This is a genomic window from Butyrivibrio sp. VCB2006 (assembly GCF_000420945.1).
Classification (GTDB): Bacteria; Bacillota; Clostridia; order Lachnospirales; family Lachnospiraceae; genus Butyrivibrio.
Genome location: NZ_ATVX01000019.1, coordinates 1 through 18045 on the forward strand (window position 1 = coordinate 1; position 18045 = coordinate 18045).

General features: G+C 34.7%; 19 protein-coding genes. All 19 read left to right on the forward strand.

Annotated features, from left to right (window positions below; translation table 11 throughout):
- The first annotated feature begins 266 nt into the window (after nt 1-266).
- The 19 genes from G613_RS0114940 to G613_RS0115030 all read left to right on the forward strand — a co-directional run bounded on the left by G613_RS0114940 (nt 267) and on the right by G613_RS0115030 (nt 18026).
- Nucleotides 267-2120: a DUF2079 domain-containing protein gene (locus G613_RS0114940; protein ID WP_029233386.1), complete on the forward strand. Its 1854-nt coding sequence runs from the start codon at nt 267-269 to the stop codon at nt 2118-2120.
- An 80-nt stretch (nt 2121-2200) separates the two neighbouring features.
- Nucleotides 2201-2623, forward strand: coding sequence for a sugar 3,4-ketoisomerase (locus G613_RS0114945; RefSeq protein ID WP_029233387.1), 423 nt, complete (start codon nt 2201-2203; stop codon nt 2621-2623).
- Nucleotides 2624-2625: 2 nt separating this feature from the next.
- A complete protein-coding gene (locus tag G613_RS0114950) occupies nt 2626-3552 on the forward strand; it encodes a glycosyltransferase family 2 protein (RefSeq protein ID WP_029233388.1) in 927 nt (308 codons plus the stop codon).
- Nucleotides 3539-4090, forward strand: a complete 552-nt coding sequence (locus G613_RS0114955) for a GNAT family N-acetyltransferase (protein WP_029674987.1) — start codon at nt 3539-3541, stop codon at nt 4088-4090. Before G613_RS0114950 ends, G613_RS0114955 begins: the two co-directional genes overlap by 14 nt.
- Nucleotides 4091-4135: 45 nt before the next feature.
- Entirely contained in the window at nt 4136-5551 is a 1416-nt protein-coding gene (locus G613_RS0114960; protein ID WP_029233390.1) for an MBOAT family O-acyltransferase, read from the forward strand.
- 11 nt (nt 5552-5562) lie between these two features.
- Entirely contained in the window at nt 5563-6615 is a 1053-nt protein-coding gene (locus G613_RS0114965) for a hypothetical protein (RefSeq protein WP_029233391.1), read from the forward strand.
- Between the two features lie 17 nt (nt 6616-6632).
- Entirely contained in the window at nt 6633-7145 is a 513-nt protein-coding gene (locus tag G613_RS0114970; protein ID WP_029233392.1) for an acyltransferase family protein, read from the forward strand.
- Nucleotides 7114-7680, forward strand: coding sequence for an acyltransferase family protein (locus tag G613_RS0114975; RefSeq protein WP_029233393.1), 567 nt, complete (start codon nt 7114-7116; stop codon nt 7678-7680). Before G613_RS0114970 ends, G613_RS0114975 begins: the two co-directional genes overlap by 32 nt.
- Before the next feature lie 44 nt (nt 7681-7724).
- Nucleotides 7725-8777 carry a DegT/DnrJ/EryC1/StrS family aminotransferase gene (locus G613_RS0114980; protein WP_330361467.1) on the forward strand — a complete coding sequence of 351 codons (1053 nt, stop codon included), beginning with the start codon at nt 7725-7727 and terminating at the stop codon, nt 8775-8777.
- 5 nt (nt 8778-8782) lie between these two features.
- The gene (locus tag G613_RS0114985; RefSeq protein ID WP_029233395.1) at nt 8783-9208 is read left to right on the forward strand and encodes a GtrA family protein; all 426 of its coding nucleotides are present in this window, start codon (nt 8783-8785) and stop codon (nt 9206-9208) included.
- Between the two features lie 64 nt (nt 9209-9272).
- Nucleotides 9273-10406, forward strand: a complete 1134-nt coding sequence (gene rffA, locus G613_RS0114990) for a dTDP-4-amino-4,6-dideoxygalactose transaminase (RefSeq protein ID WP_029233396.1) — start codon at nt 9273-9275, stop codon at nt 10404-10406.
- Nucleotides 10407-10452: 46 nt separating this feature from the next.
- The gene (locus G613_RS0114995) at nt 10453-11595 is read left to right on the forward strand and encodes an ATP-grasp domain-containing protein (protein ID WP_029233397.1); all 1143 of its coding nucleotides are present in this window, start codon (nt 10453-10455) and stop codon (nt 11593-11595) included.
- Between the two features lie 99 nt (nt 11596-11694).
- Nucleotides 11695-11988 (forward strand): transporter, encoded by a 294-nt coding sequence (locus G613_RS0115000; RefSeq protein ID WP_242826159.1) that lies wholly within the window; start codon nt 11695-11697, stop codon nt 11986-11988.
- Entirely contained in the window at nt 11985-12326 is a 342-nt protein-coding gene (locus G613_RS0115005) for a multidrug ABC transporter (RefSeq protein WP_029233399.1), read from the forward strand. Before G613_RS0115000 ends, G613_RS0115005 begins: the two co-directional genes overlap by 4 nt.
- A gap of 7 nt (nt 12327-12333) precedes the next feature.
- A complete protein-coding gene (locus G613_RS0115010) occupies nt 12334-13260 on the forward strand; it encodes a glycosyltransferase family 2 protein (RefSeq protein ID WP_029233400.1) in 927 nt (308 codons plus the stop codon).
- Nucleotides 13257-14249 (forward strand): NAD-dependent epimerase/dehydratase family protein, encoded by a 993-nt coding sequence (locus G613_RS0115015; protein WP_029233401.1) that lies wholly within the window; start codon nt 13257-13259, stop codon nt 14247-14249. Before G613_RS0115010 ends, G613_RS0115015 begins: the two co-directional genes overlap by 4 nt.
- Before the next feature lie 38 nt (nt 14250-14287).
- On the forward strand, nt 14288-15439 hold the full coding sequence (locus G613_RS0115020; RefSeq protein WP_029233402.1) for a hypothetical protein: 1152 nt from the start codon (nt 14288-14290) through the stop codon (nt 15437-15439).
- Nucleotides 15440-15525: 86 nt separating this feature from the next.
- The gene (locus G613_RS0115025; protein WP_029233403.1) at nt 15526-16476 is read left to right on the forward strand and encodes a glycosyltransferase family 2 protein; all 951 of its coding nucleotides are present in this window, start codon (nt 15526-15528) and stop codon (nt 16474-16476) included.
- A 5-nt stretch (nt 16477-16481) separates the two neighbouring features.
- Entirely contained in the window at nt 16482-18026 is a 1545-nt protein-coding gene (locus G613_RS0115030; RefSeq protein WP_155828105.1) for a hypothetical protein, read from the forward strand.
- Nucleotides 18027-18045 lie beyond the last annotated feature (19 nt).

Genomic DNA, 18045 nt, shown 5'->3' on the forward strand with positions numbered 1-18045 from the left:
TAGAAGAATTCATGAGATAACCTCCAAAAAAGTATTTGGAGAAATCATCTCAGATTTTTGTTACAATGGACAGGTACGAGCTTTTGAGGGCTTACTTTCTTTGGACTTGGGAACATCTTTTTGATGCTCCTGGATCATGGAATCATGTTCTCAAGATAAGTATTATGATGCATATTATCGAAAGTGTGCGGTGTGGTTATTCAACACCGCTATTATTGCTGATATGGTGTGAATTTTTGAAGTGGTGATAGGGAGACAAGCGGATTATGTTGAATAATAAGTTTTTAAATAGTGTTATAGATCAATTTCTAGTACTGATTGGTGTTTTTGCTTGCTTTTTGGGGGCGGTAATTTATAGACAAAGCATAGTAGGGCAAAGTTCATCATTAGCTATTGCTCTTGCTGTTATCTTAGTAGTTTCTTTACTTGCTTATGGTATTAATTTGGCGGTGAATGACAAAATACAGATAAATAAAGAATCCATATATGAGTTGCTACTCTTTATATTGGTGTTGATAGCTAGATTTCCATTGTTTCATTATATGCAGAAATATGATGGCGGTATATATTGGGGGGCGATTTATAAGTGCGCCAGAAACTTTGAGTTTTCTTTGGATTATATCTTTGAGAATTTTAAAATATGGGGACATACCACGTTTATGTTTTCTTTTTTTAGTATAATAGGGGAGTTTCTCACATTAGGAAGTTCGATTGGATATTGCATGGTCAATACTGTAATGAGTGCCTTTGCTGTTCTATGTATTTATAGGATTTGCAGGGAAAAGCTAGGCATTGATAATTTGGCCTCATTCTTACTGTGCGTTACTCTTCAGTGCGTTCCTATATTTTGGGGTACTTTTTCACATGTTAATCCAGACTATATGTTGCTAATATTTTTTGTTTATATGTGGTATACGCATATTAGAGAAAAATATATACTATGTTTCTTTTGGATATTCTGCATGTTTCAGACCAAGGAGACGGGTGTAGTTATAGTGTTTGGATATGCATTGGCTTACGCTATTACCATCATGTGTCATAAGCATGATAATATTGGTGATAAGCTGATAAGCGTTATTAAGGATCCGTTTGTTATTACATGTTTTTTGATAGCCATAACTCAGGGAGTAATATTTCTGGCACAAGGCGATGTGCTGACGTGGCAATTACCCGATAAAGAAAGCCATAAATGGATTGTAGGATATAGTGAAGTGTCACAAAAGGGAACTGATGTGAACGCGTTTGGGGTTTATCCAAAATATGTAGTATGCAAGATTGTTCATATGTTTAGTTTAAATTATAGTTGGATAGCTTCTCTGATTATTGCTTTTTGCATAGTATATATGTACAGGCAACACTTGATTGAAGTTACTAAATGGGAGGTACTAATCCCACTGATAGGAGCTTTGGTTATTTTTGCAACATTCAATTCTTTTTATATCACATATGCGCTTTATAGATATAACGTATTTTTTGTTGTTATGTTATGGCTATTGTGTATGATACTGGTACATAAAACTTTTCCCAAAAGAATAGTGGCCATTATATGTAATCTATGTTTACTAATTTTGCTTTCTATACAAACATTCTGTAATACAGATGTTTTATCGGAATACATGTTTAATAAGTATCCAACTGGAAAGGGGTATCTTGTAGCAACAGATATGAAAAAGGTGATGTATGGAGATAATATTATAAATAATTATAAATATGCCTACATAGATGATTTGATTGATAAGATGTTAAGTACAATTGATTATAATGACAGCATGATTGCAGTATTTGCAGATGATGATAGCATAAATAGGATTGATATTTTTACACAAGATAGCTTAAAAGCGGAGTGTATTTATGCTGGATGGGATAGAGGAAAGAAATGTCGTGTAGTGGATGATGAATTAGGTAATGATGCTATAAAAATAAATGCCATTTCATACAGTGAAATGGTTACTGATTTTGAGACAGATGATAAAATGTATTTGCTATATTACTTTGATTATTCGGATTTAGATAACGAAAAGATAAAACAAGATATAGATGGAAGATACAATATTAAAGCAGAAGAAACCTTAGATAATTTTGGTGGTGAAATACACTACTTATTGTTGTCTAAAATGTAAATGTGATGAATCTAGAACTCTGATTGGTAGAATGCTTTTATAAGTAATTATCATTGAAAATAACAAAGGACGAGTTAAGGATGAATGTATTGAGTCGGGCACAAATGCTTGAGTTTTCTCAAAAAGGTGATGACAGAGGCCACCTTGTCATAGTTGAAGGGATGGACGATATTCCATTCGATATTAAGAGAATTTTTTATATATTTGGATCTGATCAGGATGTGGTAAGAGGTCAGCATGCTAATAAGAATACAGAGTTTGTGCTGATTAATGTTGCCGGGACAAGCAAAGTAAGAGTTAAAGACGGTAAAGGTAACGAAGCGGTTTATTCTCTAAATAGACCGCATACTGGAATATATCTGCCCAAAATGATATGGAAAGATATGTATGATTTTAGTGAAGATTCTGTATTACTGTGTCTTGCTAGTACGCATTATGATCCTAGTGAGTATATTAGAGATTATGACGAGTTTGTAAAAATTGTGAATGGAGAAAAGAAGTAGAGATGAAGGTATCTATAGTAATACCGGTTTATTACAATGAGGACAATCTGATTCCATTGTATTCGGATCTGAGGGAAAAGTTTATAGATAAGATAGACTATGACTATGAAATCGTCATGGTTAACGATGGTTCTAAAGATAAGAGTTATGAGGTAATGTGTGAACTAGCCAAGAAGGATCAGAATATAAAAGCGGTTTCCTTATCAAGAAATTTTGGATCCCATGCTGCATGCCTTTGCGGATTAGCTCATGCTACGGGAGATTGTGCTGTTATAAAGGCAGCTGATCTTCAGGAACCAACTGAACTTATTCTCGATATGGTAGAGAGTTGGAAGCAAGGCAACAATGTGGTGCTGGCATGTAGAGAAGGACGAGAAGAGAGCAAGTCGCAGGTTGGGTTTGCAAATCTCTACTATTGGCTAGTCAGGAAAACATCGCTTCCAACAATGCCTAAAAACGGCTTTGATATTTATTTGCTGGATCGAAAGGCCATTGATGTCATAAATGGTCTTGATGAGAAGAACAGTGCGATTACCGGTCAGATTTTGTGGAGTGGTTTCAGAACTGGAATCGTGTATTATACTAGAAAAGCTAGAGAAATAGGGGAAAGTAAGTGGACTCTTAAGAAAAAAATTCGACTCGTATCGGATACTCTTTTTAGTTTTTCGACGTTACCTATAAGAATGCTTGAGATTGTGGGCGTATTGTCTTTTGTAATTGGAATTATTTGGGCATTGGTTGTTCTGATTGCTAAACTGAGTGGGGGTATTTCTGTTAGTGGTTTTACGACATTATTTATTTTTAACCTTCTTAGTTTTGGAATAACCATGTCATCTATGGGAATACTAGGCGAATATCTATGGAGATCGTTTGACGCTTCTAGAAATCGTCCTCCATATATTGTTGAGGATAGGTATGAAGAAAAGTAATTGTGCTATCGCTCTTAGAGAGCTAGAGGAAAAAGATGCGCCATTAATGCTAGAGTGGATGCATGATCCTGATTTTCAGAAGGCTTTTAAAAAACGTATGCTTGATGCAACCAAAGAAGACGTTATTGGTTTTATTATGTCTTCTAAAATACCTGAGCAGGTTATAACTGGAGAGTGCTTACACTATGCTATCGTGGATAGCAATGATCAGTATCTTGGTACTATTAGTCTAAAGGATATAGATATTGAAAATGGAACTGCAGAATACGCGATTACTATAAGGAAGGCTGCCCAGGGTAAGGGGATTGCATTTGAAGCTACTCAGCTTATTTTGAAAAAAGCATTTCAGGAGCTGGGACTGCGACGAGTGTTTTTGAGTGTGCATTCCGACAATACTTCTGCTATAAGGCTTTATGAGAAAGCTGGTTTTAGATATGAAGGAGAATTTAGAGAGCATTTTGTAATAGATGGACGGTTAGTAGGCTGGAAGTGGTACGGAATGTTAAAAGATGAGTATTACAGACAGATAAATGTCTAGTTATTTTGATAAAATAATTAACCGGTGGGTGAGGGATTGTAGAACATGCTATTTAATTCTCCATTATTTGTTTTAGTTGCAGTTTTGACCATAGTGTGTTGGTACGTGCTGCCTAATACTTTTAAGAAACCGTTATTGCTTGTATTTAGCTATTATTTTGCGTATTTACTTGGTGGTGTATGGACAGTAACTACTCTATTGGCAGTTACTGTTTTTACTTATGTACTATCAATGCTATTAGCTTCTTCTACTCATAAGAAACTGTTTTTCATTATGAGCATTATATTACTTGTTTCGATTATCATATATAATAAATATTTCAATTATATAGTATCGGTTTTGGCGAAATATACATGTATTAATGCAGATGAAATATCAGTATTATCCATGGTTGGAGTCTCCTATTATGTGTTTTCGGCAATTTCATATTTGACCGATATATACAATTCAAACGATGAAGTTGACAGAAATTTTCTGGACGTAGCTTTATGGCTTGCGTTTTTTACCAAATTTATAGCCGGACCTATTGAGAGGCATAAAGAAATAAAGCATGAACTTGAAAAAGTAAAAAATATATCAATAAACTTTGAGCGTATAAAACGTGGAATGCTCATATGCGCACTAGGATATTTTTACAAAATAGTTATTGCAGACAGAGCTGGAATGTTTGTTGATGGCATATGGTCTGAATTATCATCTTATAGTGGGATTACATTGGTTATAGCTGTGATTCTTTATTCAATTCAGATTTATTTTGATTTTGCTGCATATTCACTTATAGCTTATGGATTATCATATGCTATGGAGGTAAGAATAGTTAGAAATTTCAATCACCCATACTTTGCGGACAGTGTTTCTGATTTCTGGAGAAGGTGGCATATCTCGTTGTCATATTGGCTTAGAGATTATGTGTATATTCCATTGGGCGGTAATAGAAAGGGGAAGACTCGGCAATATCTGAATCTGATAATTACTTTTTTGATAAGTGGATTATGGCATGGAAGTGGATTTAAGTATCTGATTTGGGGTGCCCTTCACGGCTTTTTTCAGATAATAGAAAAATTATTTCCATTTCGAAAAGAGATGTCAAAAAGATGTAATGTTTTAATGACTTTTGGATTGGTGAGTTTTGCATGGATTTTCTTCAGAGCACCATCTCTTAGGAGTGCGTTGGTTTTTATAAAAAAAATATTTGAATGGAATCCATGGGTATTAACAGATGGAACGCTGGTTAATCAAGGTGTGGATTTGAAGGAATGGATTGTATTAATCGTATCGCTGGTCCTGGCCTTTATGATTGCATTATTGCAAGAGCATGGAATAAGCATATATGAAAAGATGCAAAATGAATGCATAGTTGTCCGGTGGATAGCATATTACGCAATAATAATTTTTCTTCTAGTTTTTGGAATATATGGATCTATATTTGATGCAAGTAATTTTATCTATTTTCAATATTGAGAGAATCTGAAATGACGAGAAAAGAATTGATAAAACTGATTCTTTTTTTGAGTGGACTAGCCTTGATAATAGGCCGTTTGACTACGATACTGACACTCAAAGAATACGAAGTTGGCCCTAATGTAAATGTATTGATAAATAAAAATATGTTATGCGAGAAACAAGATGGCTTCTATAGTTTAGATGATAACTCTTTGGATGTTGTTTTTTTAGGGTCTAGTAATATTCATTGTAATATTAATCCTAATGTTATTTGGAATGACTATGGGATAACTAGTTATAACTATTCATGTGATCAGCAGGAACTTGGAACTACTTTTTATTATTTGAAGCAAGTGTTTGAAACACAGTCGCCTAAAGCCGTGGTAATCGATGTGATGTCAAATGGGGCAGGGAGCGAAATTGGTACTACTCAAGCACATTTTGCATTTGATCACATGAAAAACGATTGGTATAGAATCCAAGCTATTTGGAATCGAACAAAAGAAGCTAGAATGGAATTATATTTTCCCATTATTGCTTATCATGGAAGATGGAAAGAACTGACAGACAATGATTACAAATATAAAAAAAATAAGCACAACATCCTAAATGGATCATTTATATATATGGTGGAAAATGAAATGGAGACGCCTGAGATTCCGGATGATATTCCTATTTCACAATTGCCAGAAAGAACAATTTTTTGGTTAGACTCTATAATAAAATTATGCGAAGAGAATGATTGTAAATGTGTTTTTATTAAGACACCGTATACTTTTTATTATGAGGAATGGTTTTCGTATTATAATGCAGTTGATGATTACTGTAAGTCTAAAAATGTTACATTTTTGAATTTAAATAAATACACAGAGGAGATTGGATTAGATTTTTTGTGTGATTATGCTGATTGGGGCCATATGAACTGGAATGGTCAGAAGAAGTTATCACTATATTTGGGGGAATTTCTCGTAAATAATTATGATTTTAAAGACAAAAGAGGTGATGTTAAGTACAAACAATGGGATGAAGATTATAAGCTTATGAAAGAATATGTAGATGGTTTTTGGGAAAAATGGGAATAGTATGTTGGGGAAAAATTATGGGATGTTGCGGCGCTGTATATAAAGAAAAATGGGTTGATATAGCTAAAGGATTAGCTATTTTGGCTGTTATTACAGATCATTCACGAAATACATTATATTCAAATGATAGAATACAAAGAATCTCATGGTTCTCTGTAACATTATTTATATTGATCATGGGAGTTACGACATACTGGTCATATAATAATTCAAAGACTCCTTTGTATAAAAAGGTTGTAGCAAGAATTAGTGGTATTTTTGTGCCATACGTTGTTGCAACTTTTTTTGTACGCTGTTTTTTTGATCGTAGTTTTAGTTGGGACTCATTTTATAATTCTATTTGGCATTTCAATGCTGCTGGTCCTTATTATTATGTTTTGTTATATATACAGTTACTACTGATATCGCCAGTTATGTTTTTGCTAATAAAAGAATTGGATCATTTATCAGGCTATAGGAAAATATCACTCGAAATTTTAGGGGGGGGTAGTATTGGGCATGTTTGCCCGTGTTTCCAATCTTTACACTGATATTTCTGGAATATATGCAAGTAAATTGTTTGGTGGCTCGTATATTTTATGTATGTATATTGGAATGTTGGTTGGACTGTACTACGATAAAGTTAAGAATATGCTCAAACTCAAGAGAAATTTATTGGGATTTGTTTGTACGATTTCAATGATTGCAATTATGTACATTATCATTACAAAAGGGTTTTTCATGGATAAGCCTGCACTATTAGGAACAGATATAAATCCTCCGGGAGTTACGCTGCTATTATTTGCTGTTACAATAATGCTAACGCTATGCTTGTGGAATGTTGGAGCTGGAACAGGTATACTTTTTCTGCCATTAGAATTTATAGGGAAACATACGTTGTATATTTTCTTATATCATATTTTGCTTATGACTATATTAAATAGGTATGTGGATATAAGCTCAAGTTGGATAAAGGCTCTGCTTTATTATGCAACAATGATTGTTGTTCCAATATGTATTGAAATGCTCTTGGCGCAATGCAAAAAGATTATTGTTAAGGGATACCTATATAGGAAGGAATGCTGATTATGGATAGAATAATGCCTAATCGCTTAGATAGAGGTTTTTATATGTACCAAAAGGAATTTGAAGAAAAAGCAGTAGAAGTTCTTCGTTCCGGATGGTATGTATTGGGAAATGAAGTGAAATCATTTGAAGATGAGTTTGCTGCTTATGTTGGAGCGAAGCATTGTGTAGGGCTTGCCAGTGGACTAGATGCTTTATGGATTGCATTTAGAATACTTGGAATTGGTAAGGGGGACGAGGTAATCGTTCAGGGAAATACATATATTGCATCAGTCATGGGTATAACCATGAATGGAGCAACTCCTGTATTTGTAGAGCCTGATGAATATTACAATATTGATGCATCCAAGATTGAAGAAAAGCTTACAGACAGGACTAAAGCGGTTCTGGTAGTGCATTTGTACGGCCAGGCATCTAATATGGCACCTATAGTTGACTTGTGTAAAAAGCATAATCTAAGATTAGTTGAAGATTGCGCACAGTCTCATGGAGCGAAATTTGATGGACAGCAGACAGGAACATTTGGAGATATTGGTTGCTTCTCTTTTTATCCATCCAAGAATCTTGGTGCTTTTGGTGATGCAGGAGCTATCGTTACTAATGATGATCAAATAGATATTGATACGAGGGTTTTCAGAAACTATGGATCTGAAAAGAGATACTATAACAAGGTTGTCGGTGCCAATTCCAGATTAGATGAGCTTCAGGCTGGCTTATTAAGAGTGCGATTGAGGCATCTAGATGAGCTACTAGATGAGAAAAAGCAGATAGCGGATAGATATCTTTCTCAGCTGTCCAATGATAAGATTCAATTACCAACAATACGTGATGGGGCGACACATACCTGGCATCAGTTTGTGGTTAAGTCGGATTACAGGGATGAGCTGGTTGAATATTTGGATAAGAAAGGGATAGGAACTATAATTCATTATCCTATACCGCCACATTTGTCAGAGGCATACGCATACCTTGGTTTTAGGGAAGGCTCCTTTCCTATAACAGAAGAATATGCCAAGACAGTTCTTTCAATTCCTATGTATAATGGAATGACGGTGGAAGAACAGGATTATGTTATAAAAGCTATAAATGAGTTTTGAGAATTATGATAAAACAGTTTATTAAATTTGGAATTGTGGGATTAAGCAATACTGTTATAGGATATATCATCTATGCTGTGACTTTATTTATTTTGAAGCATTTTGGCTTGGTGCCCGGCATTGATGTTTACGTTGCACAGTTTGTGATGTTTGTACTCAGTGTTGCCTGGTCTTTTTATTGGAATAACAAATACGTGTTTAAAGAAGGCTTGTGTGAGAAGAGAAATGTGATATTGGCGCTTTTGAAAACTTATGCTTCGTACGCTTTTACAAGTTTGTTTCTGAGTGAGATGTTTCTGATGGTATGGGTTGAAGTATGCCATATAAATGAGTACATTGCGCCTGTTCTAAGTTTGTTAATTACAGTACCGCTTAATTTTGTTATACAAAAGTATTGGGTTTTTCGTAAGACCTCAAGTGGACGTAGATGATGGCATTGGCGCAAGGTATCTCTTGTTTTTGAAGAAAGAATATTGATGGTATAAGGAAATAAGCATGATTAATTTTAATGTACCACCTGTAGTTGGTGGCGAAGTAGAATTTATAGAAGATGCAATAAAGGATAGGAAAATATGTGGAGATGGTAAATATACTAAACTCTGCAATCAGTGGTTTAAGGAGCACACAAACGCTGGTGGAGTATTAATGACGACATCATGTACACATGCGACTGAATTGGCTGCTTTGTTATGTGATATTCAACCGGGCGATGAAGTTATTATGCCCTCTTATACCTTTGTATCTACGGCAGATGCTTTTGTCCTTCGCGGTGCAAAAGTGGTATTTGTGGATATTAGACCGGATACCATGAATATTGATGAAAACCTTATAGAAGAAGCAATAACTGATAGAACAAGAGCTATTGTACCAGTACATTATGCGGGTGTTTCTTGCGAGATGGATAGGATAATGGACATTGCGAGGAAACATAACTTGTTTGTTGTTGAAGATGCTGCACAGGGAGTAATGTCTGAGTATAAGGGACAGGCTTTGGGAACTATCGGTGATATTGGATGCTATAGTTTTCATGAAACCAAGAATCTCAGCATGGGTGAAGGCGGTGCTATTCTTATCAAAGATAAGGATAAACTTGAACTTGCTGAGATTATTAGAGAAAAAGGAACTAACAGAAGCAAGTTCTTTAGAGGGCAAATTGATAAATATACTTGGGTAGAAGCAGGATCTTCATATCTGCCAAGCGAATTAAATTGTGCATATCTATGGGCACAGCTGCTTAAGGCAGATGAAATATTCAGCAATAGAATGGCTATATGGGATAGATATTATGAAGAATTGAAACCATTAGAAAATAAAGGAATTATTTCATTGCCATTTGTGCCTACAAATTGTAAACATAATGCGCATATGTTTTATATTAAATCCAAAGATTTATATGAAAGAACAGAACTTATTTCTTACCTAAAAGAGAATGGCGTGATGGCTGTTTTTCACTATATTCCGTTGCATAGTGCTCCTGCTGGGAAAAAGTATGGTGTATTTCATGGCGAAGACAAGTTCACTACAAAAGAGAGTGAAAGATTGCTACGTTTGCCTTTATACTATGGCATGAACTATGAAGATCAGAGCAAAGTTATAGAACTTGTAAAGCTATTTTATAGTAGAAAATAATGGTCTCATAGATAAATTGAGAATATAGGAGTGGGAGAATACTGAGATGAAAAAGATAGCAATAATAGGCGCCTCATACTTACAGGCGCCATTGATTTTAAAAGCTAAAGAAATGGGGTTAGAAACACATGTATTTGCCTGGAAAGCGGGAGATATAGGGGAAACTTTAGCAGATTTCTTTTATCCAATTAGTATTATTGAGAAAGAAGAAATACTAGATAAGTGTAAACAAATAAATGTTGATGGAATTTGTAGCATAGCATCAGACTTGGCTGTTGTAACGGTTAATTACGTTGCACAACAAATGAATCTTGTTGGAAATTCGCAGAATAGCACATTATTATCGACGAACAAACACTTGATGAGAGAGGCATTTGCTCAAAACAATGATCCTTCGCCTAGAAGTATAATGGTTAATAGTATTAAGGATATTAATTGTGAACTAAGCTATCCAGTTATTGTTAAACCATTAGATAGATCTGGCAGTAGGGGAATTGTAAAGGTTTATGATCCAAGCAAACTTGATGAAGCAATAGAGACTGCTGAAGAACAAGGCTTTATAAAAAAGGCTCTTGTCGAGGAATTTGTTGAAGGGAACGAGTATAGTGTCGAGTGTGTTTCTTGGAAAGGCCATCATACGTTTTTGGCTATGACTAAAAAGTATACTACAGGTTCACCTAATTTTATTGAAACTGGACATATTCAACCATCGGGAGTAGATGAACAAACAATCAATAGGGTTAAAGAAGTTGTTTCACATGCATTAGACAGCTTGCAAATAAAGAATGGAGCATCGCACTCCGAATTAAAAATCGATAGTAATGGAAACATAGTAATAATTGAGATTGGAGCGAGGATGGGCGGTGATTTTATTGGAAGTACTCTGGTCCATTATTCGACTGGAATTGATTTTGTGAAGGCCGTTATAAATATTGCGTTGGGCGAAGAACCTAGTTTAAAACCTGATAGAAAAGTGTCTGCTGTTGGTATACATTATATATGCACCCAAGAGGACATAGATATGTATAATAGGGTTTCAGACGAGCATCCTGAATACTTAGTTGAGGCTGATATTCCCGATAGCATTGATGGGGAAATAAAAGATAGTGCCACGAGACATGGCTACTTTATAATGGCTGCAGATTCTGTTTCAGGAATTGAAAAATATATGCCCATTATAATGGAATAAGACTATTGTGGTGGAGGGTAATAAATGAGTCGACTCAAGACAGTTGTTTTATTAAATGTTCTCATGATGGTATATTCTTTGAGCGGAGTGCTTAGCAAATTGGCTGCTGGAGAAAACTTTATGAGTGCAGGATTCTGTTTGAAATATGCAGGAATTATATTTCTACTTGGGATATATGCTATTGGATGGCAGCAGATCATAAAGTATCTTCCACTTACAACAGCATATGCAAATAAAGCTGTTACTATAGTATGGGGAATTGTATGGGGCTTTATTTTTTTTCATGAACATTTATCTTATGGAAAAATAATTGGTGCACTAATTATTATTATCGGTATCGTTATGTTTGTATATTCAGATGTCAACTCAAAAAGGGGAGCTGATAAGCCATGATAGAATACGCTGTTTTATTGCTGTTAGGTGTTTTCATAGGAGCTATCTCACAGGTGTTATTAAAGATTGCGGCTAACAGACATTACGACTCAAAGATAGCCGAGTATAATAATCCTCTTGTTATCACAGCCTATGTTTTATTTGTTTTTACTACTTTTATGTCTATACTAGCATACAAGGGAATTCCGTTGTCGATGGGACCAGTTTTGGAAGCTTCAAGCTATTTTTATGTTACTGTTTTTGGTGTGGTGATTTTTAAGGAAAAGGTTAATGTTCAGAAATTGCTGGCTTTAGCAGTTATTATTTTGGGAATATGTGTATATTCTTTGTTGGGGTGAATAAGAAATGAGATTATCTGTAGTAATACCTGTTTATGGGTGCAGAGAGGCTTTGCCAGAATTATACAGAAGATTGAGCAATACACTCATTAAGATAACGGATGATTATGAGATAGTACTTGTAAACGATAATTGTCCACAGAATTCATGGGAAGAAATCGAGAATCTGTGCAAAAAAGATGGTAAAGTTAAAGGTATAGAGTTGTCCAGAAATTTTGGGCAGATGAAAGCTATTTTGGCAGGATTAGAATTTGCTTCTGGAGAATGGATTGTTGTAATGGATTGCGACTTGCAGGATCGACCTGAAGAAATAATAAGATTGTGGAATAAGGCGCAAGAAGGATATGATATCGTATTTGGCAGAAGAAAAGACAGAAAGGATAAAAAAACCAAGGTTTTGTTGGCAAATCTTTTTTATGGTATTTATCGTTTTGCAACTGACGGTAATTACGATGGAGCGCTATGTAACTTTAGTATTGTTAATAGGAAAGTTATAGATAGTTATTGCCAAATGAGGGAAGAACATAGAGCATATGTGATGTATTTGAAATGGCTTGGCTTCAAACAAACAGCTATAGACGTAGAGCATGATGCAAGATATGCTGGAAAGTCGGGGTATACACTGAAAAAGCGTATTGATTTGGCACTTGAATTGTTAACATCGCAGTCTGACAAAGTTCTAAAGTTATTCATTAAATTGGGAATGTTTATGAGTGCAGTGGCATTTATTTCGATTATCATACTGGTAATTTACCATCAAGTAGCTCAAGTTTCTGTAGGATGGACTAGCCTTATAGCTACGACCGTATTAATAGGTGGCATTGAAATAATGGTAATTGGAGTACTTGGATTGTATGTTGGAAACATTTTTGTTCAAGTGAAGAAAAGGCCTCTGTATGTCATTAGACAGGTTATTAACGGAGAAAAAGAATGAAGAAAATAATTATTTTTGGAGCTACTGGGAATATTGGTGCATATTTTGTTGATTATTGCATAGAACATTTAGATTCTTCAAAATATGAAATTATTGCGGTTGGCCGAAAAGAAACTGATTATTACAAGAATAAAGGCATAAAATATTGCAGAGTAGACATTACCAAAGATGAGGATTTCAATAGCCTTCCAGCAGATGATATATATGCAATAGTTAATTTGGCGGGGGTTTTGCCTGCTTATTTAAAAGATAATAATCCTTTTGTTTATGCGAATACTAATATTCTAGGCTCGTTGAGAATGCTTGAATATGCTAGAAAAAATAATGCTGATAGATTTCTTTATTCTCAAACGTGGGCAGAGCAAGCAGGGTATTGGGGGAAAAAGGATATATTATCCCCGGATATGCCTAGAAAGCTGTTATATACTGGTGACCATGCTTTTTATACGATTACAAAAACAACGGTGGTTGAAACCATGGAATACTATAGGCAGGAATTTGGGATTAAAAGCTTTGTATTTAGATTGCCCAATGTATACCTATATAATCCGGAAACAGAGTACTATGTTGATGGTGAGAAGCATGTTATTGCCTATAGATATATGATTGAAAGAGCAATAAAAGGAGAGCCAATCGAATTATGGGGATCACCAGATGCGTATAAAGATATTTTATATGTTAAGGACTTGTGTCAAATGATGTTTAAAGCATTATTTGTTGAGAGAGATTGCGGCCTTTATAATGCGGGAACGGGTATTAAGACCACATTAAAGGAACAGATAGAAGGAATCATAGATGTCTTTTCTCCAGCTTCTCGTAAATCAGAAATTATTTACAGGCCTGAGAAAGCTAACTTTGTTAGCTTTGTTATGGATATAGAAAATGCAAGGCTGGAATTAGGGTATGATCCGCAGTATGGATATAAAGAGTATTTGATGGATTACATGATAGAGCGTGACAAGAAAAAATATGATATGTTGTGGAAATGACAGTATTATATGGTCGAAAAAAATAGGGGAAAAACGATTTGAATAAAGGGACTTTTACAGGAAAAAACAATTGTTTATGGATAATAGATGGAATAATTATCAGTTTAATTTGCGTATTATCTGGGAGCTTGTTTTTTAATTTTATTGTTGGTAAGTTTTCAAGTGATTTCGTGGCGCATATAAGCACCGTAATATCCGGAAATAAGGGATATTCATTGGCGCATTTGATAATTAAGATATGTTCTTTAAGCGGTCATACGAATGAAGTACTAACTATAGTAATGGTGGTAATTATTGCTTGTACTATTGGCGCTTCATATATATACGTATATGGAAGACTTAATTCAATATTAGATAGTAGTGTGATATTGTTCGTGGCTATTTCGAGTATTTTTGTGAATAGCTTGTATGTGCCAGTAGTTTTTCCTTATTTTTATACTCATTATACAGTTGTATCGCAACCATGGCACAATATTACGTATTTGGTTATGCGGTTATGGAGCATTGGTGTATTATGTTTGTGGTTTGAAATACTTAATGATATTCAAATGTCGAAAAAGTTGAGAGCTAGATATTTGCTGCTATTTTTGGTGCTTTTGATAATGTGTAATTGGAGTAAGCCAAATTTCGTGCTGGCGTTTGCTCCAATGGTGGCATTTGTGTTTATCCATGTATTGCTAGTTAGTCATGGCAAGAGCATACGAAGTGTATTATTAGTTTCATTGATGGGAATTCTTTCGATGGTACCTGTATTCTTTCAAACGAGAGTTGTATTTGACGAAAGTGAGAAGGCATCAATAGTCATCTCTGCAGAGAATTTTGTAGATTATCTTTTTGGAAATGTCCAAGGAAACTTTTTGATATACGAGTTTTGCAATCTTCTGTTTCCGATGTTTGTACTAATTACCCTATTATATCTTCATTTTGGTAAAAAAAATAATATTGATTTTTCTAGGATAACATGTGCATTTTTAATGTTTGTTATTTCTCATTTACAGCAATTGTTTTTGGCTGAAGATGGGCCTAGAAAATTAGATGGTAATTTTGCTTGGGGAGTATATGGAATGGGAATGCTTCTATATTTGATTATTATTACAGAATGGATATACATATATAAAACAAAGAATATTAATAAGATAGTATATATGGTTGGGAATGTAATATACTGTTGGCATGTTTTTGGGGGGTAGCTTATTTGCTGAGAATGTTAGCAGGATACAATTGTATAGGCTAACGAAGTAAAACAAGAGAATATTTTATTTATGGTGGATTTTATATGGACAGAGAATTGATTAGCTTCGTCATACCTTGCTATAAATCTAGCAAGACTATTGAAATAGTTGTTAATGAAATTAAGCAGACTATGGCGAATTACGATTACGAAATAGTGTTAGTAAATGACTCATCTCCTGACGATACATTTGGTACTATTGCCAAATTGTGTAGTAAGGATAAATACATCGTAGGAATAAATCTAAATGAGAACTTTGGGCAACATGCGGCATTGATGGCGGGATTTAATCACGTACATGGTAGCATAGTTGTTTGCCTTGACGATGATGGGCAGACTCCAGCAAATGAATGTCTTAAGCTTATAGATGAAATTAAACGTGGAAAGGATGTTGTGTATGCAAAATACACTCACAAAAAGCATTCCAATTTTAGGAATTTTGGGAGTAGAGTGAATGATTGGATGCTTAGATTTATGCTTAATAAGCCTAAAGAATTGGAAGTTTCCAGCTATTTTGCTATGAGAAGGTTAATTGCAGATGAAGTAATTAAGTATACTAATCCGTTTCCATATGTAATAGGTTTGGTGCTGAGATCTACCAAAAGTATAAGCAATATTGAGATAAACCATAAAGATCGGATGGAGGGTGAATCCGGGTACACGTTTAGAAAGCTTATAGCTTTATGGATGAATGGTTTTACTGCATTCAGTGTTAAACCGCTCAGAATGGCTACTGCAATTGGTGGAATAATGGCTTTGATAAGCTTTCTATATGGTATTTTTACCATAGTGATGAAGATAGTTGGGATAAATTATGTTATGGGGTTTAGTGCGCTTATGGCAGTAATAACTTTCATAGGCGGGCTGAATTTACTAATGCTGGGGATAATTGGAGAGTATATCGGACGTATTTATATTTCGTTAAATAAAGCTCCCCAGTATATAATTAGAGAGGTAATAGATAATCGCGAACAAGGCACTTCAAGGGAAGAATGATGAAATTGGACAAAAAGGGAACTTTTTTTTTATGCAAAATAAAAAAGATATTCATAGTATTTATTATTTCACTAATACCTATTATCTTTCCAGTGTTATTGACAAGTATAATTGGAGATGGAGTTTCTATTAGGACATTATGCGCTTCAGGTGGAGATTCAGCCTTTTGGTGGATGCAGATAGATGCGCTAGTTAACTATGGGGGAATTCACGGTTACTACGGATTTAACGGATCTGTGGCACCGTTTGGCGGTTTTTATAATTGGGGAGCAGCACCGCTTTTTCCTTACTTTGTATTTGGAAAGCTTTTTGGCTGGAAATTATATTCTATGACTTTGGCAAACGTGGCAATGTTATCTGTAGCTATGTTTGCTTTTCTTACATTAACTAACGCTACAAAGGCTAACATTGTAAAAGTAGTAGCTTTTTATATGTGCTCTTTTTATACAGTAGGTTATTCCATGTATGCAACATCGGAGGGGGAACGATATGCGTTGGGAATGATACTTGTTGGAATAGTATTATATGTTCATAAGAATGAGTCGATTTTTTCTGGAACTAATGGGAGAAAAAGAATAATTTGGCAAGAAGTTGGAATATTTATTGCTGTTATTTTTTCATCAACTGTTTTTTTACCGTTTTTAATTGTACTTCCGTTATTGATGTACGACTATTTTAAAAGATGTAAGTGGAATATAATAATAAAAGTTTGCTTTATAATCAGTATTTGTGCGGTGTGCACTTTAATAGCTATGACGGGACTTCATTTTACTTCGGCACCATTTGGAGTCGCTGAAGCCACGGATAATATGGGGCTTTGGATTTTAATTAAGTCAATGATCAATGGGCTGGTCAATAATCTTGAAGTAGTAAACTTGTTCAATGTTATTCATTACGATAGTAAACCTATGTTTTGGTTTTTTATAGTTTACATTGTGATGGTGGCTGTTACTGTATATAATTTTTTGCGAGTGCCAAAGTATTCAACATTTTTACCGATGTATTATATTGTGGGATTCTTGGTAGGTATATGCCTCTTGGATACTGGGGAACCAAATTCTGTTGCTAGATTAATTAATACAGGTTTGATAATGGGATTATTATCAGAATGCATATTAAAAGATAAAGAAGCAAATGGAGATACTAGAACTCTTGGCACGATGATAGTATTTGTTATAGTGAGCACCTTGGCTATAAGTGGGGCATGGAAGATGTACAAAAATGCTCTGGTAGAAGGTGGGCATACATACGAAATTAGAGAAAATTTGGTGGCTGAGAGAAACAAATTTGATGAGCTGACTGATATTTCTAAAAGTAAGGACAGATATGACAATACTGTTGCTTATTATGGTGTAATTGACAGAATGTGTTTGTCTGTGCCAGGTGGTTCTGGAATCAACTACATGTACAATATGCAGGTTGATAGTAGAATGAAATATGCGGTCATTAGAACTGAAAACTTAGATTATAGCGATCTTTTGGCTAATCTTGAAGCTGATTATGATATTGTTTTTCAGGATGAATATTTTGTGATGATGGAGAGACAGTAGAGCGTAGCTATAAATGTAA